The sequence below is a fragment of the Pantoea sp. X-Soil-TKNS-1280 genome, assembly GCF_059730475.1.
The window spans coordinates 1,247,126-1,268,443 of record NZ_AP035962.1; the positions used below are offsets into that span (position 1 = coordinate 1,247,126).

Here is a 21,318-nt window from a genome sequence, read left to right on the forward strand (position 1 = left end):
ATTGCATCCGGTCTGGCCTGCTCCAGGCAGGCGTCGGTTACTCTTCCAGCAGATGTTGCAGCAGAATGCCATTCAGCATAGCGCGTTTTGCCAGCGCAAAAGCGCCAATGGCCGAGCGATGATCGAGTTCTGAGCGTACCACAGGCAAATTTTTACGAAACGCATTCAGTGCCTGGGTGTTGATGCAGCCCTCAATTGCCGGAAACAATACCTTGTCTGCGTCGGTGATTTCACCCGCCAGCACCACTTTTTGCGGATTAAACAGGTTAATAGCGATGGCTATCGCTTTACCGAGATAGCGGCCAACGTATTCAATCACCTCACACGCCAGCGCATCGCCCTGATTGGCGGCCCGGCAGATTTGCGGCATCTGGCAATCATTAAGGGTCAGCGAACTGGGATAGCCCTGATTGAGCAGATGGCGTACCCGGTTTTCAATCGCACCATTGGCGGCGATGGTCTCGAGGCAACCGAAGTTACCGCAGTGGCAGCGCTCACCGAGCGGATCCACCTGGATATGACCGATTTCACCTACGTTGCCATTGCTGCCGAGAAAAATGTGGCCGTTGGCGATGATGCCCGCACCGGTACCGCGATGCAGGCGCACCAGAATGGAGTCTGCACAGTCGCGACTTGCACCGAAGTAGTGCTCAGCGAGGGCCAGACTGCGGATATCATGGCCGACGAAACTGGTGACGTTGAAACGTTTTTGCAGGCTGGAAACCAGCGGCCAGTGGCTGACGGCAATATGCGGCATATAGCGAATAATGCCGTTAATCGGATCCACCAGTCCGGGCAAAATCACTGCAATGGCTATCAACTCATGAATTTTGCGCTGATGCGCTGCCATAAAGGCGCTAATGGCGTTAAATAGCGCATTCTCCAGCGTTTCCTGAGTACGTTCCGGCAGCGGATAATCTTCCTGCGCCAGTGATTTACCACTGAGATCAAATAATGTCAGCGTGGCATCGTTACGTCCGAGGCGCACGCCGATAGTATGAAAATGACGGGTTTCGGTAATGATGGAGATGGCGCGGCGTCCGCCGGTGGACGCTTGCTGGTCCACCTCTTTAATCAGGCCGCGCTCAATCAACTGGCGGGTAATTTTTGTGACACTGGCTGGCGCAAGCTGGCTGACTTCGGCGATTTGAATGCGCGAAATAGGCCCCTGTTGATCAATCAACCGGTAAACGGCTGCGCTGTTGAGTTGTTTGACAAGATCGACATTTCCTATTTGAGTCTGGCCGCCAGTGGTCATTCAATGCTTACTCGCTGAGGACGTTGTCTCCATTGACGAACGTCTTAATGATTTGATAATCGCGGGTAAAGACAGTCAGGTTGGCGACTTTTCCGGCTTCGACCGTACCCAACTGTTTCTCCACACCCATCGCCTTTGCCGGATAAAGTGTTGCCATGCGCAGTGCCTCATCCAGCGCAATGCCACAATGTTCCACGCAGTTCCGTACCGTTTCAATCATGGTAATCGCGGAACCACTTAAGGTGCCGTTTTCATCAACGCAAAGGCCATTGCGATAGTATATTGTTTTGCCTGCAAAAATAAATTTATCAATCGATGCACCTGCCGGGGCAGTGGCATCAGTGACCAGCACCAGCTTGTCACCTTTGATACGTTTCGCATTGCGCACATTAGCGTAGTGGACATGTAAACCATCTGCAATGATGCCGCAGTATACATCAGGCGAATCAAACAGCGCACCGATCAGGCCGGGTTCGCGACCAGCGAAAGTGGGCATCGCATTGTAAAGATGCGTCGCAAAACTGACGCCTGCGGCAAAACCGGTTTTGGCTTCTTCATAAGTGGCGTTGGAGTGGCCTGCGGAAACGATAATGCCTGCGTCACGTAATTTGCGGATCACTGCACTGCCGGCATTTTCCGGGGCCAGCGTCACTTTAGTAATCACATCGGCGTTGGCGCAAAGAAAATCCACCAGCTCAGGATCCGGCAGACGAATCAGTTGCGGATTGTGCGTGCCTTTCTTCACTTTATTCAGCCACGGACCTTCCAGGTGCAGGCCGAGCGCCTGATGCTGATGTTTTTCCTTGTAGGCGCGCATGGTGGTAATGGCGCGCTTCATCAATTCATCCGTGCTGGTGATAAGCGTTGGCAGGTAGCTGGTGCAGCCCGATTTCTCATTGGCGCGCTGCATGATTTCCAGCGTTTCAACGGTCAGTGCATCGATATCATCGTTAAATTGCACGCCGCCGCAGCCGTTGAGCTGCAAATCAATAAAACCGGGAGCGATAAACGCACCAGCAACATCCTGTTGTGGCAGGGTGGCATCCAGCGCATCGCGTGGACAGACACGTTCAATCAGGCCATCGGCAATCACTACCGCATGGTTGTCCAGAATTTCATGACCAGTAAAAATCCGGCCGTTTACTAATGCGTACATCGTTTCTCTCTCCCGGCTATACCCACTGCGTGATAGCAGCAGGTTTTTTACAACGTGCTCTTACACACCTTTCATATTTTCCGCTTCCATTTCGCGGAAATATTTCACGGTTTTCACTTTCAGTTCCATGGTGGCGGGTTCGTCACAGACCACCACGGATTTCGCATGCAGCTGCAGGCAACTGATGGTCCACATATGGTTAACGTTGCCTTCTACGGCGGCCTGCAATGCCTGCGCTTTGACATGACCGGTGACCAGAATCATCACTTCTTCCGCATCCAGCAGCGTACCCACGCCAACAGTCAGAGCGTATTTTGGCACCTGATCCACGTCACCGTTAAAGAAACGGGAATTGGCGAGGCGGGTTTCGTGTGTCAACGTTTTGATACGGGTACGGGATGCGAGCGAGGAGGCTGGTTCGTTAAAAGCAATATGACCATCATTGCCCACCCCACCCATAAACAGATGGATTTTGCCCAGGGCGCGGATCTTCTCTTCGTACTGACGACATTCTGCGTCAATATCTTCCGCATTGCCATTCAGAAGATTGATATTTTCCGGTTGAATATCAATGTGATCGAAAAAGTTACGATACATAAAACTATGGTAACTTTCCGGGTGTTCTTTTGGCAGACCAACGTATTCATCCATGTTGAAGGTGACAACATGTTTGAAGCTAACCTGGCCCGCTTTATGCATCTCGATCAGGTGCTTGTAAGCTTCCAGCGGTGTACCACCGGTTGGAAGACCTAGCACAAAGGGACGATCTGGGCCAGGATTAAACGCGTTAATGCGGTTAACGATATGGCGCGCGGCCCATTTACCCACCTGGGTAGGTGTGGCTAAAGGGATCAGTCTCATGTCTTCACCTCAGTTAAAGATTGGAAAAGTGGAGTCGCCGTTCTCTCTACAGATTGTTCTTAAGCGTAATCCGTTTAAGCTCAACCATGCAGGGAAAAGTGCGTCTTGATATTTTTCATCATAAAATAAGTTTGGGGTGCTGGCTAGTCGTACGGGTATTAAAACGTCATTTTTGGTGATAAAAATCACAGTTATCGTGGTTTTAATTTGCGAGGCGAATTAATTTATCTTTACACTGCGCCACGTGGTCAGTCGTGTCATCAAGGTACCGGATGCCGGGATAATAAAATCAACCCGCACCGGGAAAACGCCAGTCTCAAAGGGGGAGAATAAGGTGAGTGTTCTAGGATATCTGCAAAAGGTCGGCCGAGCGCTTATGGTGCCGGTAGCGACCCTGCCGGCAGCGGCAATTTTAATGGGGGTAGGGTATTGGATCGATCCAGACAGCTGGGGGGCGGGTAACGCTCTGGCTGCGCTGTTGATCAAATCTGGTGCCGCTATCATTGAACATATGTCCGTGCTGTTTGCCATCGGTGTGGCTTATGGCATGTCCAAAGATAAAGATGGTGCTGCGGCACTGACTGGCTTTGTGGGTTTCCTTGTGGTGACCACGCTGTGTTCGCCAGCTGCTGTCGCGATGATTCAAAAAATACCTGTCGATCAAGTGCCTGCTGCATTCGGCAAAATCGAAAACCAGTTTGTCGGTATTCTGGTGGGGATTATCTCGGCGGAAGTGTACAACCGCTTCAGCCATGTTGAGCTACCTAAGGCGCTGTCGTTCTTTAGCGGCCGTCGTCTGGTACCGATCCTTGTCTCCTTCCTGATGATCCTCGTTGCTTTCATCCTGATGTATATCTGGCCATTGGTGTTTAATGGTCTGGTGAGCTTTGGTGAGGAGATTCAGAAGCTGGGTTCCGTCGGCGCAGGTGTCTATGCCTTCTTTAACCGTCTGCTGATTCCGGTTGGCCTGCATCACGCGCTGAACTCGGTGTTCTGGTTCGATGTTGCCGGTATCAACGATATTCCTAAATTCCTTGGTGGCGCGCAGTCCATCGCCAATGGTACCGGTATTCCGGGTATCACTGGTCGTTACCAGGCTGGCTTCTTCCCGATCATGATGTTTGGTCTGCCGGGAGCAGCGCTGGCGATTTATCACTGCGCTCGTCCGGAAAACCGGGCCAAAGTCGGTGGTATCATGCTGGCAGCTGCCTTTGCTGCTTTTTTCACTGGTATCACCGAACCGCTGGAATTCTCCTTTATGTTCGTGGCACCGGTGCTGTATGTCATCCATGCGGTACTGACAGGTCTCTCGGTGTTTATCGCGGCCAGCATGCACTGGATTGCTGGTTTCGGCTTCAGCGCCGGGCTGGTGGATATGGTGCTGTCAACGCGTAACCCGCTGGCGGTGCATTGGTGGATGCTGATTCCACAAGGGCTGGTGTTCTTCGTCATCTACTACGTGGTGTTCCGCTTCACCATCCAGAAATTCAACCTGATGACGCCGGGTCGTGAACTGTCTGCTGATGATGAAACTGATGGCTATGACGTCAACGTTGATCACAGTGGCAGCAACGAAAGCCAGACCGAATCCCTTGCCCGTCGCTATATCGGTGCGGTAGGTGGTTCTGACAATCTGACCAATATCGATGCCTGTATCACCCGTCTGCGTCTGAACGTGAAAGATTCCTCGCAGGTTAATGACAGTGTGGCGAAACGTCTTGGCGCTTCTGGCGTGATTCGTCTGAACAAACAAAGCGTGCAGATCATTGTCGGTACTCAGGCTGAAAGCATTGCTACGGCAATGAAAACGGTGCTGACCAAAGGCCCGGTGGCCGCGGCAGCGACTGCCTCAGTGGCGGCGGCTCAGCCTGCTGCTTCTGCACAACCTCAGGCGGTGCTGAACAGCGAAAAACGCGTGGTAGCCACGCTGCTGGCTCCGGTCAGTGGTGAGGTGGTGGCACTGGATGCGGTGCCGGACGAAGCCTTCGCCAGCAAAGCGGTCGGCGATGGTCTGGCGATCAAACCCACCGGTAAAACCGTGGTGGCACCGATTGCCGGTACTATCGTGAAAATCTTCAACACCAACCATGCGTTCTGCCTCGAAACTGACAACGGCGTCGAGATTGTGGTGCATATGGGCCTTGATACCGTCGCGCTGGAAGGCAAAGGCTTCACGCGGCTGGTGGAAGAGGGGGCGACCGTTGCGGCGGGACAGCCGGTGCTGGAGATGGATCTGGATTTCCTCAACGCCCATGCGCGTTCGATGATAAGTCCGGTGGTGGTCAGCAACAGCGATGATTTCGCGGGCCTCAATCTGCTGGCGAGTGGTTCCGTCGTGGCAGGTGAAACCCGTTTGTACGAGGTTAAAGGCTAAGTCCTTGTGATGAACCCGTAAGGCAGGAAGCGATTCCTGCCTTTTTTGTTTTAAAACGGCCAACAAACGGTTGTTTCCCTCCTGCGCTTTGTGGATCATACTCCGTTACTTCGTAGTACAAATCACCCGTATTGTATTTGAGGATTTTGAGATGAGTGAGGCTGAAGCCCGCCCAACGAACTTTATTCGTCAGATTATCGACGAAGATTTGGCGAGCGGTAAGCACAACAGCGTGCATACCCGTTTCCCGCCTGAGCCCAATGGTTACCTGCATATTGGCCATGCGAAATCGATCTGTCTGAACTTTGGTATCGCACAAGATTACCAGGGTCAGTGCAATCTGCGCTTCGACGACACCAACCCGGTGAAAGAAGATATGGAATTCGTTGAATCCATCAAGCGCGACGTGCAATGGCTGGGCTTTGAATGGAGCGGAGACGTTTGTTACTCCTCAGACTATTTCGACCAGCTGTACAGCTACGCAGTGGAACTGATCAACAAAGGCCTCGCCTATGTTGATGAGCTGACACCAGAAGAAATCCGTGAATACCGTGGCACCCTGACTGCGCCGGGCAAAAACAGCCCATACCGTGATCGTACCCCGGCTGAAAACCTCGCGCTGTTTGAAAAAATGCGCGATGGCGGTTTCGAGGAAGGTAAGGCCTGTCTGCGTGCCAAAATCGATATGGCATCCAACTTTATCGTGATGCGCGATCCGGTGCTGTACCGTATTAAGTTTGCTGAACATCATCAGACCGGCAAAAAATGGTGCATCTATCCGATGTACGATTTCACCCACTGCATTTCCGATGCGCTGGAAGGTATCACCCATTCGCTTTGCACCCTGGAATTCCAGGATAACCGTCGTCTGTATGACTGGGTGCTGGACAACATCTCCATTCCGGTTCATCCGCGTCAGTATGAATTCTCGCGCCTGAATCTGGAATATGCCGTGATGTCGAAGCGCAAGCTGACGCAGCTGGTGAGCGAGAAGATCGTCGAAGGCTGGGATGATCCGCGTATGCTGACCGTTTCCGGTCTGCGCCGCCGTGGTTACAGCGCCGCCTCGATTCGTGAGTTCTGCCGCCGCATTGGCGTAACCAAGCAGGACAACATCGTGGAAATGGCGTCGCTGGAGTCATGCATTCGTGACGATCTCAACGAGAACGCACCGCGTGCGATGGCGGTCCTCGATCCGCTGAAAGTGGTGATTGAGAATCTGCCTGCGGGTCATGAAGAAATTATCACCATGCCAAACCATCCCAACAAACCGGAGATGGGTACGCGTGATGTGCCGTTCAGCCGCGAAGTGTGGATCGATCGTGCGGATTTCCGTGAAGAAGCCAATAAACAGTACAAACGTCTGGTGCTGGGCAAAGAAGTTCGTCTGCGTAATGCTTACGTGATCCGTGCAGAGCGCGTGGCGAAAGATGAAGAAGGCAATATCACCTGCATCTACTGTAGCTGTGACGTTGATACCCTGAGCAAAGATCCGGCTGATGGCCGCAAGGTGAAGGGTGTGATCCACTGGGTTTCCGCGATCCACGCGTTACCTGCGGAATTCCGTCTCTACGATCGTCTGTTCAGCGTGCCAAATCCGGGAGCGGCTGAGGATTTCCTCACCACCATTAACCCGAATTCACTGGAAATCAAACAGGGCTTTGTCGAGCCTGGACTGCGTGACGCCGATGCGCTGGCGCCGTATCAGTTTGAACGTGAAGGTTATTTCTGCGCGGACAGCGTTTACTCACAGCCCTCTAAGCTGGTGTTTAACCGCACTGTCGGTTTACGTGATACCTGGGCGAAAATCGGCGATTAATCCTTTTTGTCGTTATCACCATATCATCATGAAAGGGCGAGCAATCGCCCTTTTTTATTGGCTGTAATTTCGGGCTGGCAACCTTTTATGCTGTGGGGTGTGAAATGCGTTTGTTACCGGGATTTGCAACTAATCTGACTTTAGTAAAATTAATCCATTTGCGAGTGTGAAAAACTGTATTTCAGGTAGGCTATGCGCTCCCAGACGTTGCTCCGCGGGTTGAAAAAGGAAAAAAAATGACGAGTCTCGCTCAGGAAGCCAAACACAGCGTAGTGGTTTTACATCAGCTTATAGAACGTATTTTTAATCAGTCAGAGGGCACTGACGACAGCATTGAGTTGTTTCTCTCGCATTTTCACCCGGATTTCAAAATGGTGACCCCGCAGGGTAAACAGCTGGATTTAAATGCGATGGAGGTGTTGTTCCGCCAGTTGCGTGGTCAGCGGGAAGGGATGCGTATCGCGACCAGCGAACATGCCATCATTTCACAGCAAAGCCAGGAAGTGACCATTCAATATCGTGAGTTGCAGATGATGAACGGCAACAACCAGAGTCGTATTTCTCTGGCGGTGCTGGATTGCACCACCTCCATTCCGCGCTGGCGTTACCTGCAGGAAACGCTGGTTCTGTAATCTCAGGAATAAAAAAACCGGTGCCAGGCACCGGTTTTTTCATACTGCATAGCACATTTTATTGCTTATCGTGGAGCGTCTCGTCTTCGCGGCAGTCTCCCAGCGCACAGTGGCCGTACAGGTACAGGCTGTGGTTGGTGAGTTTGATACCGTGACGTGTTGCGATTTCACGTTGACGCGTCTCAATAGACTCATCACTGAACTCGATCACTTTGCCACAATCCAGGCAGATCAAGTGGTCATGATGATGCTGTTGCGTCAGTTCAAAGACGGATTTGCCACCTTCAAAGTTATGACGAGTCACGATACCCGCGTCATCAAACTGGTTAAGAACGCGATATACCGTTGCCAGACCAATCTCTTCGCCCATGTCGATCAGGCGTTTGTACAAATCTTCCGCACTGACGTGATGGCACTCGGGTTCCTGAAGCACTTCCAGAATTTTCAGTCTGGGTAGAGTGACTTTCAGGCCAGCCTTCTTCAATGCGGAGTTGTTGTCAGTCATGCGGATATTGTCCTGTTACTTTGCTAGTCACTTGCGGCGCAGGGCCTTGAATGTCGATCACGCGCATTCTCATTTGCGTCTCATTATAGAACTCAAGCAGTGAAATGAAAACCAAGGGCACGTCCTGAAATCACCAATGGCTGTAGGGAAAAATGTCGCTAACGCCGGCGGGGATCGTACAGGTCTTTGTTTCCATTTCACTCAGCCTCATTCTGATGCCAGAGGAATAAGCGGATGACCGTTACGGGTATTCTACAGATTTGCAGGTAAAAGTTAAAAAAACGTGGCTATTATTTTTATAGGAATTTCCGATTCTCAATGTGAGCCAGCGCCCACATTGAGTAGGAAAGGGGATCAGGCTTCGATAATGTCTTTCAGCTGCAGCTCATCGAAAATCTGTTTCACCCACTTATCAACACGTTCGTTGGTCAGTTCCGGCTGACGATCTTCATCGATAGCCAGACCAAGGAAGTGTTTGTCATCGGCCAGACCTTTGGACGCTTCGAAGTGGTAACCCTCGGTCGGCCAGTGACCGACAATCACCGCACCATTTGGCTCGATAATGTCACGGATGGTGCCCATCGCATCGCAGAAGTATTCTGCATAATCTTCCTGGTCACCACAGCCGAACAGCGCAACCAGTTTGCCATTGAAGTCGATCTCTTCCAGCGTCGGGAAGAAATCATCCCAATCACACTGTGCTTCGCCGTAGTACCAGGTCGGAATGCCCAGCAACAGAATATCGAATGCTTCGAGATCTTCTTTAGTGCTCTTGGCAATGTCATGCACTTCGGCCACGTCTTTACCCAGTTGTTTCTGGATCATTTTTGCAATGTTTTCAGTGTTGCCGGTATCGCTGCCGAAGAAAATGCCTACGATTGCCATGGGTTAAGTGACCTCTTAAATCCTGATATTGAATATGTGATGACAGCGAATGATAGCAGACCGGGCAAAGTGGCGGAACTTGTAAAGCCGTGACTTTTGTTCCTGCGTGCGGTCTGCGCCTGTTACGACAGTTTGAGCTGCGCCAGCAGCATTTGTTCAATTAATTCGCTGCGGCTGATGTTTTGTTGCTCAGCCAGGGTGTTGAGTGCATCAACGGCCTCGCTGCTCATTTTCAGCTCAACACGACGCAATCCTCGCACTTTATCGCGTTTCAGCTGATTGCGTTTGTTAATCCGCAACTGTTCGTCACGCGTCAGCGGACTGGTTTTGGGGCGACCGGGACGCCGCTCATCAGCGAAGAGATCGAGCGTGGTACGGTCAGTCTGTTCTTTTGCCATGATTTGTAAAACTGAGTGGGCGCGAACGGCGGAAAGGCGCTGCGCGATTTATACATTATCGGCCCGGCCACGGTGAAAAAATCATCCGTGGCAAATTTTTAGCGCGACATCATACTCCAGCGCCCCTGACTACGCCAACCTTAAACGGTTCGCGGCAAGCTTTTGCTTTTACAGTACAAAAAATCGGCGCGCTGCGCGCAAAACGGCTTCAGGTTTTTCGGCATGGACCCAGTGCCCGGCGCCGCTGATGACATGCGCATGTGCCTGGGGGAACTGGCGCAACAACGCATCACGGTGCTGATTATCCAGATAGGGTGAATCACCACCGCGGATAAACAGCGCCGGATGTGGCCATGCAGGTACCTCTTCCCAGCCGGAGATAGTGGTGTAGTTATCCCACAACACCGGCACATTGAAGCGCCATTCACCGTCCTGGAACGATTTCAGAATGAACTGAATCACGCCTTCTTCATCCAGCAGGGGGCGCATCACCTCAGCGGCTTCGCTGCGGCGTGTCACACCTGCTGCGCTTACGGCACGGATAGCGGCGAAAATTTCATCATGGCGACGCGTCTGATAATCGACCGGGGCGATATCGATCATCACCAGTTTTTCAATGCGGTGTGGTGCGATGGCGCTTAACGCCATGGCGATTTTACCGCCCATCGAATGACCAACGACGCTGACACGATCGATGCCCTGGGCATCCAGCGTTTCGACAATATCCTGCGCCATCGCCGAATAGTTCATGATTTCGCTGCGGCCGGAGAGGCCGTGATTACGCACATCAACCTGCAGGGTAGGGCAGGCATCGCGCAGGCCACGCGCCAGTACACCGAGGTTATCCAGGCTGCCAAACAGGCCATGAATTAACAGAATAGGGGTAGCTTCGGGGGCAGATTGTTCAGTTTGCAGACGGGCATTCAAAATCATGGCAAAGTTCTTACGGTTGTGAGCTTCGCTTAGGTTATCATGGATCCACCTGTCCAGGAGCCAGCCAGGTGGGTATTAGGGCATTATCTGACTTTTGCCCTGAAACGATGCCAGCGCTATCGGCAGCCTGGGATTTAACTTTATAATCCTCATGTTAGAACCCGCTCACATTTTGCACGGCAGGATTTTGCTAAGGCCTTTGCAGAAATGCGTGGTTCTGTCATTTGCCAGAATCGTACGGAAAAAGATGAAAACGATTGAAGTTGACGAAGAACTCTACCGTTATATTGCCAGCCACACCCAGCACATTGGCGAAAGCGCCTCCGAAATTTTGCGCCGCATGCTGAAGTTCACTGCCGGTCAGAGTGCCCCTGCAACCCCTGCTGTGGCTCAGGCTGCAGCAAAAGAATCACAGCCAGTGCGCAGCGAACCGCGCCCGCAGGATCGCGTTCGCGCGGTACGTGAACTGCTACTTTCCGATGAGTATGCGGAGCAAAAAAAGGCGGTTAACCGCTTCATGCTGGTCTTGTCAACGCTCTATCGTCTTGATCCCGCAGCCTTTGCTGAAGCCACTGCGTCACTGCAGGGGCGTACCCGTGTTTATTTCGCGGGTGACGAGCATACGCTGTTGCAAAATGGCACCCATACTAAGCCGAAGCACGTGCCCGGCACGCCGTATTGGGTGATCACCAATACCAATACTGGTCGCAAATGCAGCATGGTGGAGCACATCATGTTAGCCATGCAGTTCCCACCGGAGCTGACAGAGAAAGTTTGCGGCACCATTTAAACTGAAGCGTCAGGGAGAAGCGCCAATGGCCAATCACCCCCGTGCCGGGCAACCCGCCCAGCAGAGCGATTTGATTAACGTTGCACAATTAACCTCTCAGTACTACGTTTTGCAGCCTGATGTGGCTAATCCGGAACATGCGGTGAAATTTGGCACTTCCGGCCATCGTGGTAGCGCAGGACGTCAGAGCTTCAACGAAATGCACATTCTGGCGATTGCTCAGGCGATTGCGGAAGAGCGTAAAAAGAACGGCATCACTGGCCCGTGCTATGTCGGTAAAGACACGCATGCGCTGTCTGAACCGGCGATTCTGTCTGTACTGGAAGTGCTGGCGGCTAACGGCGTGGATGTGATTGTGCAACAGGACAACGGTTATACGCCGACGCCGGCGATTTCTAACGCCATCCTGGAGCACAACAAACGCGGTGGTGCCCAGGCTGATGGCATTGTTATCACACCGTCGCACAACCCACCGGAAGATGGTGGCATTAAATACAACCCGCCGAATGGTGGTCCGGCCGATACTAACGTCACTAAAGTGGTGGAAGATCGTGCTAACCAGCTGATGAAAGGTGGATTGAAAGAGGTGAAACGTCTGCCACTGGATCAGGCGTGGGCCAGCGGTCATATCGTTGAACAGGATCTGATTCAGCCATATGTGGCAGGTCTGGCGCAGGTGATTGACTTCCCGGCGATTCAGAAAGCGGGCCTGAAAATTGGTGTGGATCCGCTTGGCGGTTCCGGCATGGCCTACTGGCAGCGTATTGCCGAGCACTACAAGCTGGACATCACCATCGTTAACGATGCGATAGATCAGACGTTCCGCTTTATGCATCTGGATAAAGATGGCGTAGTGCGTATGGACTGCTCGTCAGAATGCGCCATGGCTGGCCTGCTGGCGTACCGCGACAAATTCGACCTGGCATTCGGTAACGACCCGGATTATGACCGCCACGGTATCGTGACTCCGGCTGGTCTGATGAATCCAAACCACTATCTGGCGGTAGCGATCAACTACCTGTTCCAGCATCGTCCGCAATGGGGCAAAGATGTCGCCGTGGGTAAAACTCTGGTGTCCAGTGCGATGATTGACCGTGTGGTGAACGATATTGGCCGCAAGCTGGTGGAAGTACCGGTTGGCTTTAAGTGGTTTGTTGATGGCCTGTTTGATGGCAGTTTTGGTTTCGGCGGTGAAGAGAGCGCCGGGGCATCTTTCCTGCGTTTCGATGGCACAGCCTGGTCCACTGATAAAGACGGTATCATCATGTGCCTGCTGGCCGCAGAAATTACGGCGGTAACCGGTAAAAACCCGCAGCAGCATTATGATGAGCTGGCTGCGCGTTTTGGTGCACCGAGCTACAACCGTTTACAGGCCTCAGCAACGTCGGCACAGAAAGCAGCGCTGTCGAAACTGTCTCCGGAAATGGTCAGTGCCGATACCCTGGCAGGTGACCCGATTACCGCGCGTCTGACGGCCGCACCCGGTAACGGCGCGGCGATTGGTGGCCTGAAAGTGATGACGGAAAATGGCTGGTTCGCTGCTCGTCCGTCAGGCACCGAAGATGCCTACAAAATCTACTGTGAAAGCTTCCTTGGTGCTGAGCATCGTCAGTTGATCGAGAAAGAAGCGGTAGAGATTGTCAGCGAAGTGCTGAAGAACGCGTAAGCGATACAGGATCAGGCATACAATATATTGCCGATCTTGCAGATTTTATTGACCTGCTAATGGTTGATGCAGAAGGGTTCATGTTGATCATGAACCCTTTTTTATTGGTAATTTCACCGTGGAGGACACAGTTCACTTCACCAAATCGACACGCTAAGGTGAGGTCCACATTTCAGGTTGCAGGATAGGACATCATGCTTGAACCAGAGGAAGGATTGCTGACATTTCGCGCCGAAGGTAACAATGTTAAATCAAGTCGAAACTATTCAAGGGTTATTCACTGGCCTGGGAATTTATCTCTTTGCCGCAAACAGCTTTCGGGCGTGACTCTTGGCAGAGGGTTCGATCTTGGTGATCGCTCAACAATAAGCGTTTTAAACACATTGATAAAAGCTGGAATAAAAAAAGAACAGGCAGAACTGATCTCTGAAGCTGCAAAATTAAAAGGATGTGCTGCATATGATTTTGTCAAAAAGAATAAAGAAAGAATAGGTGAGATATCTGAGCGTCAGCAGGTTAATTTATTTAACATAGCATATGTTGAATTAAAGAAGGATGTTGAAAGAATATGCAAAAAGAAAGATATATTAATCAAATATCACCCGAGGCCAGATACTCCTCCTGATGTGGCATGGAATAATATTCCAGGGAAGATTAAAGATATTCTAATCGATTTGAGATATCGTGGCGATTATAAAGATTACGCAAGAGAACTCCTGCAACCTATGGCATATGCAGGAGATTTGATTGGTTTTGGCAAAACGTTGTCGAATAGATCATTATGGGCGGGAGTGCCAATAGATAGATTTAACAAAAGGGTTGAATATTATGAGAGATATTAGATTTTTTTGTTTGTTAATAGCCTTTTCTTTAAATGTGCATGCAGCATTTACCGAACCAGAAATGAGCCAGCTTGCAGAGATTAATGAAAAAGCACTGGAGAAAGTCGAGGTAGCAAAAAAAGATCTCGATAAAACAATAAAGGAAACAATAAAAACCATCCCGGAAGAAAAAGGGCGAATATTAGATCTAAAAAAATCATGGGAAGTGACCATACAAAAAAAATGCACACTGGGAATATTAGAATCACTTCATAGAGATGCTGAAATAGCTGAGAGGAGTTCGTGCCTTGTAGATGAGTATAAAGCAGAAAGTGATTTTTTTTACAAACTTAGATTTTAGTCTAAATTACCCCCCTTTCCTGAGGTGAAAAGGGGGTAATATTGAAGGGAAATAGTTACCTCAATGATTTACTAAAAGTAAGATGCCGATTCTTTTATATTCCACCCCATACGAGTCTCCGCCCCTTTCACTCCTGAAGCACATTGCTCCCAGTACTGGAATTTGACCCTGTCTGCCTGGAATTCATATTCAACGTCTGTCATTGAACCACTTTCATTCAAAAGTACTTCGATGATGATGACACTCTCCAGCGTAATTCGATAATATTCCATCTGACTTCCGCCAGCCTTGCATGTTGATATTTCCACTTTCTTTATCTTATTACCATTTGAAGCATACATAAGCGCGCCAGCAGTCGCTTTGTCAGCCTGGCAATGTACGGTGAGATGATGATAATTTGTTGCACCTGATCCCGGTGTATCACCTTTTCTTCTTACACCCCATGAGTAAGTGCCAATATCAATCCATCCCAGATGCGCTGAGTCCTTTGACTCTCCCATTAGCCCATCTATTTTAAGAAAAACATTATTCATTTAAATCTCCCTATTTATTTCATAATGCTCGTAACGTAGCGGCGCGATTTATCGCGCTGTTTTTATGCGGTGTTGTAAAACGCGCGATAAATCGCGCCGCTACGACTGACTGAGGAAACTCAAATATCGCAGTGAAAATTATGCAGGTCATCCTTAATGATTAACATTTGCGGATTAACACACATTTTTACGGCATAAATCGATACCCAATACCGGTCTCGGTCAGTAAATGGTTTGGCTGAGTGGGATTGGCTTCCAGCTTCTGGCGCAAATGTCCCATATAAATACGCAGATAATGGCTATGTTGCACCGCATTCAGCCCCCATACTTGATTCAGCAGCTGATCGAGAAAGAAGCGGTAGAGATTGTCAGCGAAGTGCTGAAGAACGCGTAAGCGATACAGGATCAGGCATACAATATATTGCCGATCTTGCAGATTTTATTGACCTGCTAATGGTTGATGCAGAAGGGTTCATGTTGATCATGAACCCTTTTTTATTGGTAATTTCACCGTGGAGGGCACAGTTCACTTCACCAAATCGACACGCTAAGGTGAGGTCCACATTTCAGGTTGCAGGATAGGACATCATGCTTGAACCAGAGGAAGGATTGCTGACATTTCGCACCGAAGGTAACAATGTTAAAACCAGCAGAGATTACTCAAGGAAAATACATTGGCCTGGCGTATCGTCTTCATGTAGAAAAAATGCTTCCGGGGTTACAATTGGCCGTGGTTTTGATCTTGGGAGTAGAACCAAAATAAAGGCATTGAGCGTGTTAAAAAGATCAGGGATAAAAAAAGAACAGGCGGAGCTTATTTCAGATGCGGCTGGATTGAAAGGATGTGCTGCATACGATTTTGTAACCAAGTACAAAGATAAAATAGGTGAAATTTCTGAGGTTCAGCAATTGTCTTTATTCGAAATAACATATAATGAATTGAAAAGAGATGTAGAGAGGATATGTAAGGATAGGGCTACAATAAAAAATTTCATCCGAAAAAAGATATTGATGCGAATGAGGCTTGGCAGAATATACCAGAAAAAATCAAAGCAGTATTGGTAGATCTGCGATATAGGGGAGACTACAGTGAAAAATCGAGGGAAATTCTGCAACTTCAGGCAACTTCAGGCATATTCAGGTGATATAGAGGGATTCGGTAAGGTGTTATCGACCAGAAGTTACTGGCTGAACGTAAGTAATGACAGATTTAAACGACGGGTGGATTATTATGAGGAAAATTAATCTTTTTATATTTTTAAATTTTTCTTATTCAATGCTATGCTATTCTGCTGGGACAGAGATAGAAATAAAACAACTTCAGGGAATTAATGATCGATCATTTAAAAAAATGGAAGGGGCTCGGGCAGAGGCAAATAACGCTATTAAAAATCAGATAAAAAACACTCCCGAAAAGAAAAAACTCATCCTTGATTTAAAAAAATCATGGGAGTCAACTATACAAAAAAAGTGCACGGTTGAAATATTTGAATCGCTAAACACTGATGGAGAGATAGCTTACAGGAATGATTGTTTAGTGAGAGAATATCAGCAGGAAAAAATATTCTTTGATAATATATATCCTTAGTGATTTATATGATGTTTTTAATGATTTCTCTGGCAGAGGAAATATAATGAAATTGCAACTGTCAGACCAGGTTTGCTTGATCAGAAAGTAGCGGCGCGATTTATCGCGCTGTTTTTATGCGGTGTTGTAAAACGCGCGATAAATCGCGCCGCTACGACTGACTGAGGAAACTCAAATATCGCAGTGAAAATTATGCAGGTCATCCTTAATGATTAACATTTGCGGATTAACACACATTTTTACGGCATAAATCGATACCCAATACCGGTCTCGGTCAGTAAATGGTTTGGCTGAGTGGGATTGGCTTCCAGCTTCTGGCGCAAATGCCCCATATAAATACGCAGATAATGGCTATGTTCCACCGCATTCGGCCCCCACACCTGGTTCAGCAACTGGCGTTGCGTCAAAACCTTACCAGCATTATTCAGCAGCAGGCTGAGCAGACGAAATTCTGTCGGGGTCAGATGGACTTCCTCACCCGCGCGTAAAACGCGCCGTGCTGCAATATCGACACTGACATCACCAAAATTCAAGACCGGCTCAGGTTGGTTGTTCTGATGACGGCGCAATGCCACGCGGACGCGTGCCAGCAATTCGCCAATACCAAAAGGTTTGGTGAGATAGTCATCGGCACCGGCATCCAGTGCATCGATCTTGTCCTGCTCATCGGTGCGTGCTGACAACACAATCACCGGCATGCTGCTCCACTGGCGCACTTCGCGGATAAAATCATTACCATCACCATCGGGCAGACCCAAATCCAGGATCACCAGGTCAGGCTTGCGTGTTGCGGCTTCGATCAAACCACGCTGCAACTGTTCAGCTTCCACAATTTTTAACCCTTCGCCTTCCAGCGCCAGGCGCACAAAACGGCGAATCTCCTTTTCATCTTCGACGATCAAGATGGTGGTCACATGGACTCCTGCGGCAAAAAATGGATAACAGCTCACTGTAGCAATAAATCGTTCTGACGTCCGCGTTGGAGTTTGTTACCTGGTGAGAACTTAAAGTTTACACTTATGTAACTTAATTTCAGGCCGGTGAGAAAATGGACAAAAAAAGATCAAAAAAGTGGTCGGATGAGTAGTAAAATTACACAACCAGGCGTAATATTCGTGTCAGATCACATTTTCTATGACTCACCAGGAGGCAATCATGTATCAGGCATATCCGTTCTACAAAGTTGTGCTGCGCCGTGCGCTGGTGGTGTTACTGGGCGTGCTGGCGCTCCCCGTGATGCTGTTCCGTGCCGATCGCGCACGTTTTTACAGCTATCTGCATCGTATGTGGTGCAAAACCAGTGCTAAGCCAGTGTGGCTGGCACAATCTGAAGCGGCAGGCGGTATTTTCTGGTAACGCTGCTCCGCAGCAGACAGACCCGGTGTCTTCCCTGAAGCACCGGGTTTTTTTGTCTCAATTTTCCATTCAACGCAGTGCTGACGCTGTGTTCAGCGTGCATTTCAGCTACACTTAAAACCTCTACAAGATTTCAGAGGTTGTACAACTATGCGCGAGAAAATTCCTGTCGGTATCAGTGCCTGCCTGCTCGGGGATAGCGTTCGTTTCGATGGCGGCCACAAGCGCTTTGCCTTTGCGACCGACGAACTCGCCCCATTTGTGCATTTTGAACCGGTCTGCCCTGAAATGGCGATTGGTCTCCCCACGCCACGCCCGGCGTTGCGCCTGGTAAAAGATGAGGACGCACATGTGCATCTTTGTTTCAGTAAAGAGGGTGGGGATGAAGTCACTGATGAAATGGCGCAATGGTCAGCGCAACGGGTGAAATCGTTGCATCACCTTTGTGGCTATATTCTGTGTGCCAAATCACCCAGTTGTGGCCTGGAACGGGTGCGGGTGTATGAGCCGGAAACCAATAACAATCGCAAGGCGGGCACCGGCGTTTTCGCTGCGTTTCTGCAGCGTGAATTACCCTGGTTACCGCTGGAAGAAGATGGACGGCTCCATGACCCTCACATCCGTGAAAACTTTATCGGGCGTGTGTATGCCTTGCACGAATTCAATCAAATGTGGCGCAACGGCCTGACGCGCTATCAACTGATGGCATTCCACAGCCGTTACAAGCTGCTGTTGCTGTCCCATTCTCAGGATGAATACCGTGAACTGGGGCGTTTTGTGGCGAAGATGGATCAGTGGGATTCACTGGACGATTACGCCTTTGAATACCGCAATCGCCTGATGCAACTGCTGGCGCATCAATCGACCCGGCGCAACCATACCAATGTGCTGATGCATGTGCAGGGCTATTTCCGTCGCCAGCTGACCTCGCCGCAGCGTCAGGAACTGGCGCAATTGATTGACCGCTACCGTCTCGGGGTACAGCCGTTACTGGCGCCCATCACCATGCTGAAACACTACATGGCCGAGTTTCCGCATCCGTGGCTGAGCCAGCAGCGTTATTTTGATCCCTACCCGGAAGCGCTGCGACTGCGCTACGGCCAATAATGTCAGGAGTATTATGACCACCCATCTCGTCTGGCTGCGTAACGATTTGCGCATTAATGACAACAGCGCCCTGTACGCTGCCTGCCGTGACGCGCAAGCGCAGGTTATTGCGTTATACATCGCGACGCCGGGCCAGTGGCAACAGCATCATATGGCCCCTAAACAGGCGATGTTTATTTATCAAAGTCTGTGTCTGTTGCAGGCAACGCTGGCGGAACGTGGCATCAAACTGCATTACTATCAGTGCGATGATTTTGCCGCATCGGTGGATTATCTGGCGGACTTCTGCCAGCAGCACAAGGTTGATCACCTGTTCTATAACTACCAGTACGAAATCAACGAACGTCAGCGTGATGCGGCGGCGGAAAAGCGTCTCGACGATCAGGGCGTGATTTGTCAGGGTTTTGATGACAGCCTGCTGTTGCCGCCAGGCAGCGTGCAGACCGGCAACAACACCATGTTCAAAGTGTTTACCCCGTTTAGCAAAGCGTTTGTCCGTCGCCTGCATCAGGGGCTACCCGAGTGCTATATGGCCCCGCGCGCGCGCGAAGGCGCGCCAGTCTCCGCCGGAAAAAAAATACCCGCCTTCGATTATCCGATGGAAGCGATCGATGACGAGCTGTTCCCGCCAGGCGAGGAGGCCGCCCTTAAGCAGTTACGTCATTTCGCGCAGCAATCCGTGGTTGATTATGCAACCGAGCGTGATAAACCGGCGGTGGATGGCACCAGCAGGTTGTCGGTGTATCTGGCGACAGGCGTGTTGTCGCCGCGTCAGTGCCTGCATCGCATCCTGAAACAGCACCCGGATGTTCTTGATGGCGGGAAAGCCTTCGTCTGGCTGAATGAATTAATCTGGCGTGAATTTTACCGCCATCTGATGGTGGCGTTTCCGGCGCTGTGTAAGCATCAGCCGTTTGTTGGCTGGACGCGTAACGTACGCTGGCAGGAGAATCAGACCCATTTTTCCGCCTGGCAGCAGGGCAAAACCGGCTACCCGATTGTCGATGCCGCCATGCGTCAGCTCAATGCGTTGGGCTGGATGCATAACCGGCTGAGGATGATTGTTGCCAGCTTTCTGGTGAAGGACCTGTTGATCGACTGGCATGAAGGTGAACGTTACTTTATGCAACAGTTGATGGATGGCGATCTGGCTGCCAATAACGGTGGCTGGCAGTGGGCGGCGTCTACCGGCACCGATGCAGCACCTTATTTCCGCATTTTTAATCCCACCACCCAGGGTGAGCGTTTCGATAAACAGGGAGAGTTTATTCGTCAATGGCTCCCCGAGCTGGAAAGTGTGCCTGATGCGCATATCCATCAGCCGCACGTATGGGCGCAGAAAAATAACAAGACGCTCGATTATCCCGAGCCAATCGTGGAACATAAGGACGCACGTAAAAAGACACTGGACGCCTTCGAGCGCGCGCGCAGCGCGGCCTGATGGGTCAGGGAGCCATTATGAATCATGTCGAATTAGAACACATCGTTAACCAGCAATTGAACACCAGCGCCTTCAGCGACTACGCGCCGAACGGGTTGCAGGTGGAAGGGCGGGCTGAGGTGAAAACCATTATTACCGGTGTCACTGCCTGTCAGGCCTTGCTGGACGAAGCGGTACAACGTAATGCCGATGCCGTGTTGGTGCATCACGGTTACTTCTGGAAAAGCGAAGCCCCGGTGATTAAAGGGATGAAGCGCCAGCGCCTGCGCACGTTACTGGCCAATGATATCAATCTCTATGGCTGGCATCTGCCGCTTGATGCGCACCCCCATCTCGGCAACAACGCGCAGCTGGCACGATTGTTTGATATTGAGGTGAAGGGTGAAATCATGCCGCTGGTGCCCTGGGGAGAGCTGGCAGAACCGCTGAGTGGTGAGGCACTGGCGCAGCGCATCACCCAGGCGCTTGGGCGCACGCCGCTGCACTGCGGTGATAATGCGCCAGAGAAAATCAAACGCATCGCCTGGTGTAGCGGCGGCGGCCAGGGTTTTATTGATAGTGCGGCGGCTTTTGGTGTTGATGCCTTTATCACTGGCGAAGTATCGGAGCAAACCATTCACAGCGCGCGTGAGCAGGGATTACATTTTTTTGCCGCCGGGCATCATGCTACCGAACGTGGCGGTATCAAGGCGCTGGGTGAGTGGCTGGCGCAAAGCTATGGCCTCGACGTGACCTTTATCGATATCGATAATCCTGCCTGATTTTTCATCTGTTACGCCCTTAGCTGCGGCTGAGGGCGCAAATCGGTTGACACATCTCTGACACTTTCGCATA

At 50.5% G+C, this 21,318-nt stretch carries 23 protein-coding genes and 1 pseudogene; 14 read left to right on the plus strand and 10 right to left on the minus strand.

The genetic code is table 11. From position 1 onward, the window contains the following. Positions 1-37 precede the first annotated feature (37 nt). Genes nagC through nagB form a run of 3 tightly spaced genes read right to left on the minus strand, consistent with a single transcriptional unit; the run spans position 38 to position 3,275 of the window. Positions 38-1,258, minus strand: a complete 1,221-nt coding sequence (gene nagC / locus AC6I8X_RS05805; protein ID WP_084873464.1) for a DNA-binding transcriptional regulator NagC — start codon at positions 1,256-1,258, stop codon at positions 38-40. Positions 1,259-1,265: 7 nt separating this feature from the next. After that, on the minus strand, positions 1,266-2,414 hold the full coding sequence (gene nagA / locus AC6I8X_RS05810) for an N-acetylglucosamine-6-phosphate deacetylase (protein ID WP_497840710.1): 1,149 nt from the start codon (positions 2,412-2,414) through the stop codon (positions 1,266-1,268). A 60-nt stretch (positions 2,415-2,474) separates the two neighbouring features. After that, entirely contained in the window at positions 2,475-3,275 is an 801-nt protein-coding gene (nagB, locus tag AC6I8X_RS05815; protein ID WP_084873469.1) for a glucosamine-6-phosphate deaminase, read from the minus strand. Between the two features lie 334 nt (positions 3,276-3,609). On the opposite strand from nagB, the gene nagE reads away from it, so the two are divergent. The 3 genes from nagE (at position 3,610) to AC6I8X_RS05830 (ending at position 8,100) form a co-directional block, all read left to right on the plus strand. Further along, positions 3,610-5,649, plus strand: a complete 2,040-nt coding sequence (nagE, locus tag AC6I8X_RS05820; protein WP_497840711.1) for an N-acetylglucosamine-specific PTS transporter subunit IIBC — start codon at positions 3,610-3,612, stop codon at positions 5,647-5,649. Positions 5,650-5,800: 151 nt separating this feature from the next. Then, the gene (gene glnS / locus AC6I8X_RS05825) at positions 5,801-7,468 is read left to right on the plus strand and encodes a glutamine--tRNA ligase (protein WP_299454815.1); all 1,668 of its coding nucleotides are present in this window, start codon (positions 5,801-5,803) and stop codon (positions 7,466-7,468) included. Positions 7,469-7,704: 236 nt separating this feature from the next. Next, positions 7,705-8,100, plus strand: coding sequence for a hypothetical protein (locus AC6I8X_RS05830; protein ID WP_299454812.1), 396 nt, complete (start codon positions 7,705-7,707; stop codon positions 8,098-8,100). Positions 8,101-8,158: 58 nt separating this feature from the next. On the opposite strand, the gene fur is transcribed toward AC6I8X_RS05830, so the two are convergent. The 4 genes from fur to ybfF all read right to left on the minus strand — a co-directional run bounded on the left by fur (position 8,159) and on the right by ybfF (position 10,821). Continuing rightward, the gene (gene fur / locus AC6I8X_RS05835) at positions 8,159-8,605 is read right to left on the minus strand and encodes a ferric iron uptake transcriptional regulator (protein WP_013508277.1); all 447 of its coding nucleotides are present in this window, start codon (positions 8,603-8,605) and stop codon (positions 8,159-8,161) included. Positions 8,606-8,959: 354 nt separating this feature from the next. Continuing rightward, positions 8,960-9,490 carry a flavodoxin FldA gene (gene fldA, locus AC6I8X_RS05840; RefSeq protein ID WP_084873479.1) on the minus strand — a complete coding sequence of 177 codons (531 nt, stop codon included), beginning with the start codon at positions 9,488-9,490 and terminating at the stop codon, positions 8,960-8,962. A 122-nt stretch (positions 9,491-9,612) separates the two neighbouring features. Next, complete coding sequence (gene ybfE / locus AC6I8X_RS05845) at positions 9,613-9,888, minus strand: LexA regulated protein (RefSeq protein ID WP_013508279.1); 276 nt, start codon at positions 9,886-9,888, stop codon at positions 9,613-9,615. A 168-nt stretch (positions 9,889-10,056) separates the two neighbouring features. Next, entirely contained in the window at positions 10,057-10,821 is a 765-nt protein-coding gene (gene ybfF, locus AC6I8X_RS05850; protein WP_313689764.1) for an esterase, read from the minus strand. Positions 10,822-11,068: 247 nt separating this feature from the next. On the opposite strand from ybfF, the gene seqA reads away from it, so the two are divergent. The 4 genes from seqA to AC6I8X_RS05870 all read left to right on the plus strand — a co-directional run bounded on the left by seqA (position 11,069) and on the right by AC6I8X_RS05870 (position 14,459). Continuing rightward, positions 11,069-11,611, plus strand: a complete 543-nt coding sequence (gene seqA, locus AC6I8X_RS05855) for a replication initiation negative regulator SeqA (protein WP_497840712.1) — start codon at positions 11,069-11,071, stop codon at positions 11,609-11,611. A 25-nt stretch (positions 11,612-11,636) separates the two neighbouring features. Further along, positions 11,637-13,277: a phosphoglucomutase (alpha-D-glucose-1,6-bisphosphate-dependent) gene (pgm, locus tag AC6I8X_RS05860; RefSeq protein WP_299454800.1), complete on the plus strand. Its 1,641-nt coding sequence runs from the start codon at positions 11,637-11,639 to the stop codon at positions 13,275-13,277. Between the two features lie 194 nt (positions 13,278-13,471). After that, entirely contained in the window at positions 13,472-14,119 is a 648-nt protein-coding gene (locus AC6I8X_RS05865) for a DUF8812 domain-containing protein (protein ID WP_497840713.1), read from the plus strand. Next, entirely contained in the window at positions 14,106-14,459 is a 354-nt protein-coding gene (locus tag AC6I8X_RS05870) for a hypothetical protein (protein WP_497840714.1), read from the plus strand. The genes AC6I8X_RS05865 and AC6I8X_RS05870 overlap by 14 nt, the downstream gene beginning before the upstream one ends. Before the next feature lie 71 nt (positions 14,460-14,530). On the opposite strand, the gene AC6I8X_RS05875 is transcribed toward AC6I8X_RS05870, so the two are convergent. Together AC6I8X_RS05875 and AC6I8X_RS05880 are read right to left on the minus strand one after the other, a co-directional pair. After that, the gene (locus tag AC6I8X_RS05875; protein ID WP_497840715.1) at positions 14,531-14,992 is read right to left on the minus strand and encodes an Hcp family type VI secretion system effector; all 462 of its coding nucleotides are present in this window, start codon (positions 14,990-14,992) and stop codon (positions 14,531-14,533) included. Positions 14,993-15,179: 187 nt separating this feature from the next. Continuing rightward, positions 15,180-15,335: pseudogene (locus tag AC6I8X_RS05880) on the minus strand (winged helix-turn-helix domain-containing protein); the annotation flags it as partial. A 245-nt stretch (positions 15,336-15,580) separates the two neighbouring features. Here AC6I8X_RS05880 and AC6I8X_RS05885 point away from each other — a divergent pair. Genes AC6I8X_RS05885 through AC6I8X_RS05895 form a run of 3 tightly spaced genes read left to right on the plus strand, consistent with a single transcriptional unit; the run spans position 15,581 to position 16,580 of the window. Further along, entirely contained in the window at positions 15,581-16,057 is a 477-nt protein-coding gene (locus AC6I8X_RS05885; RefSeq protein ID WP_497840716.1) for a pesticin C-terminus-like muramidase, read from the plus strand. Beyond that, positions 16,051-16,137 carry a hypothetical protein gene (locus AC6I8X_RS05890; RefSeq protein WP_497841015.1) on the plus strand — a complete coding sequence of 29 codons (87 nt, stop codon included), beginning with the start codon at positions 16,051-16,053 and terminating at the stop codon, positions 16,135-16,137. The genes AC6I8X_RS05885 and AC6I8X_RS05890 overlap by 7 nt, the downstream gene beginning before the upstream one ends. A 56-nt stretch (positions 16,138-16,193) precedes the next feature. Further along, positions 16,194-16,580, plus strand: a complete 387-nt coding sequence (locus AC6I8X_RS05895; protein ID WP_497840717.1) for a hypothetical protein — start codon at positions 16,194-16,196, stop codon at positions 16,578-16,580. 239 nt (positions 16,581-16,819) lie between these two features. Here AC6I8X_RS05895 and kdpE read toward each other — a convergent pair whose 3' ends face one another. Continuing rightward, entirely contained in the window at positions 16,820-17,494 is a 675-nt protein-coding gene (gene kdpE / locus AC6I8X_RS05900) for a two-component system response regulator KdpE (protein WP_299454789.1), read from the minus strand. A gap of 241 nt (positions 17,495-17,735) precedes the next feature. On the opposite strand from kdpE, the gene AC6I8X_RS05905 reads away from it, so the two are divergent. From AC6I8X_RS05905 to AC6I8X_RS05920, 4 genes are all read left to right on the plus strand, one after another. Beyond that, positions 17,736-17,936, plus strand: a complete 201-nt coding sequence (locus AC6I8X_RS05905) for a DUF2517 family protein (RefSeq protein ID WP_021182396.1) — start codon at positions 17,736-17,738, stop codon at positions 17,934-17,936. A gap of 150 nt (positions 17,937-18,086) precedes the next feature. Further along, the gene (locus tag AC6I8X_RS05910; protein ID WP_497840718.1) at positions 18,087-19,043 is read left to right on the plus strand and encodes a YbgA family protein; all 957 of its coding nucleotides are present in this window, start codon (positions 18,087-18,089) and stop codon (positions 19,041-19,043) included. A 13-nt stretch (positions 19,044-19,056) separates the two neighbouring features. After that, entirely contained in the window at positions 19,057-20,484 is a 1,428-nt protein-coding gene (phrB, locus tag AC6I8X_RS05915; protein ID WP_497840719.1) for a deoxyribodipyrimidine photo-lyase, read from the plus strand. 17 nt (positions 20,485-20,501) lie between these two features. Next, positions 20,502-21,245, plus strand: a complete 744-nt coding sequence (locus AC6I8X_RS05920) for a type 2 GTP cyclohydrolase I (RefSeq protein ID WP_299454775.1) — start codon at positions 20,502-20,504, stop codon at positions 21,243-21,245. The last annotated feature ends 73 nt before the right edge of the window (positions 21,246-21,318 follow it).

Excerpts from the sequence above, each read along its gene's own strand:
- ybfF (WP_313689764.1), bottom strand. The coding sequence starts at position 10,821 with ATGATTTTGAATGCCCGTCTGCAAACTGAACAATCTGCCCCCGAAGCT.
- AC6I8X_RS05905 (WP_021182396.1), top strand. The coding sequence starts at position 17,736 with ATGTATCAGGCATATCCGTTCTACAAAGTTGTGCTGCGCCGTGCGCTG.
- AC6I8X_RS05885 (WP_497840716.1), top strand. The coding sequence starts at position 15,581 with ATGCTTGAACCAGAGGAAGGATTGCTGACATTTCGCACCGAAGGTAAC.
- AC6I8X_RS05875 (WP_497840715.1), bottom strand. The coding sequence starts at position 14,992 with ATGAATAATGTTTTTCTTAAAATAGATGGGCTAATGGGAGAGTCAAAG.
- AC6I8X_RS05870 (WP_497840714.1), top strand. The coding sequence starts at position 14,106 with ATGAGAGATATTAGATTTTTTTGTTTGTTAATAGCCTTTTCTTTAAAT.
- pgm (WP_299454800.1), top strand. The coding sequence starts at position 11,637 with ATGGCCAATCACCCCCGTGCCGGGCAACCCGCCCAGCAGAGCGATTTG.
- phrB (WP_497840719.1), top strand. The coding sequence starts at position 19,057 with ATGACCACCCATCTCGTCTGGCTGCGTAACGATTTGCGCATTAATGAC.
- seqA (WP_497840712.1), top strand. The coding sequence starts at position 11,069 with ATGAAAACGATTGAAGTTGACGAAGAACTCTACCGTTATATTGCCAGC.
- glnS (WP_299454815.1), top strand. The coding sequence starts at position 5,801 with ATGAGTGAGGCTGAAGCCCGCCCAACGAACTTTATTCGTCAGATTATC.
- fldA (WP_084873479.1), bottom strand. The coding sequence starts at position 9,490 with ATGGCAATCGTAGGCATTTTCTTCGGCAGCGATACCGGCAACACTGAA.
- nagA (WP_497840710.1), bottom strand. The coding sequence starts at position 2,414 with ATGTACGCATTAGTAAACGGCCGGATTTTTACTGGTCATGAAATTCTG.
- nagC (WP_084873464.1), bottom strand. The coding sequence starts at position 1,258 with ATGACCACTGGCGGCCAGACTCAAATAGGAAATGTCGATCTTGTCAAA.
- ybfE (WP_013508279.1), bottom strand. The coding sequence starts at position 9,888 with ATGGCAAAAGAACAGACTGACCGTACCACGCTCGATCTCTTCGCTGAT.
- fur (WP_013508277.1), bottom strand. The coding sequence starts at position 8,605 with ATGACTGACAACAACTCCGCATTGAAGAAGGCTGGCCTGAAAGTCACT.
- AC6I8X_RS05895 (WP_497840717.1), top strand. The coding sequence starts at position 16,194 with ATGACAGATTTAAACGACGGGTGGATTATTATGAGGAAAATTAATCTT.
- AC6I8X_RS05865 (WP_497840713.1), top strand. The coding sequence starts at position 13,472 with ATGCTTGAACCAGAGGAAGGATTGCTGACATTTCGCGCCGAAGGTAAC.
- AC6I8X_RS05910 (WP_497840718.1), top strand. The coding sequence starts at position 18,087 with ATGCGCGAGAAAATTCCTGTCGGTATCAGTGCCTGCCTGCTCGGGGAT.
- AC6I8X_RS05920 (WP_299454775.1), top strand. The coding sequence starts at position 20,502 with ATGAATCATGTCGAATTAGAACACATCGTTAACCAGCAATTGAACACC.
- AC6I8X_RS05830 (WP_299454812.1), top strand. The coding sequence starts at position 7,705 with ATGACGAGTCTCGCTCAGGAAGCCAAACACAGCGTAGTGGTTTTACAT.
- nagB (WP_084873469.1), bottom strand. The coding sequence starts at position 3,275 with ATGAGACTGATCCCTTTAGCCACACCTACCCAGGTGGGTAAATGGGCC.